General features: G+C 57.9%; 1 pseudogene. It reads left to right on the forward strand.

The features are described 5' to 3' along the window. Positions 1-227 precede the first annotated feature (227 nt). A pseudogene (locus QJT82_RS45535) lies at positions 228-734 on the forward strand (group II intron reverse transcriptase/maturase); the annotation flags it as partial.

Genomic DNA, 734 nt, shown 5'->3' on the forward strand with positions numbered 1-734 from the left:
GGGGTAGTGGTGGCAGCACGCGCGGGACATGGACAGTGGGCAACAAGGGAAGTCTGCCGTCGAGGAAGGATGCAAATCCGGACAACGACGAACCCGTGAGGGCCAGCGTCGGCGGCGGCAGATGGCGGATGGGTCCGTAATACCTATGACACCGGGTAACGCCGGAAGAGGGAAGGGGCCCTGACTTGTCTCAAGCGAGAACGAAGCAGAGAACACGGCGATTGACGATGAGTCTAGCAACACCGGATATACGCGTTCAGAAGCTGCAGAGCTCGCTACAGGCGAAAGCTAAGACCGAACCGACATACCGCTTCTACTCTCTGTGGGACAAAATCTGCCGACCGGATGTCATGGAAGAAGCTTACCAAAGGTGCCGTGAAAACGACGGCGCTCCCGGGGTGGACGGCATAACATTCGAACAGATCGAAGCAGAGGGACAGCAGCAATGGTTGGAAAGTGTCAGGCAGGAGCTGAAGGACGGCACTTACCGTCCCAAGCCCCTTCTGAGAGTATGGATACCAAAGAGCAATGGCGGACGCCGACCACTCGGAATCCCCTGCATTCATGACAGAATCGTTATGATGGCAGCGGTCTTAGTGATCGGTCCCATCTTCGACGCGGACCTGCTGGACAATCAGTATGGATTTCGTCCGAAGCTGGACGCCAAGATGGCCGTGCGCCGCGTGTTCTGGCACATCAAGGACCGGGGGCGCCGCGAGGTAGTCGATGCAGAT

This window comes from Bradyrhizobium sp. Mp19 (genome assembly GCF_029952935.1).
GTDB classification, from domain to species: domain Bacteria; phylum Pseudomonadota; class Alphaproteobacteria; order Rhizobiales; family Xanthobacteraceae; genus Bradyrhizobium; species Bradyrhizobium elkanii.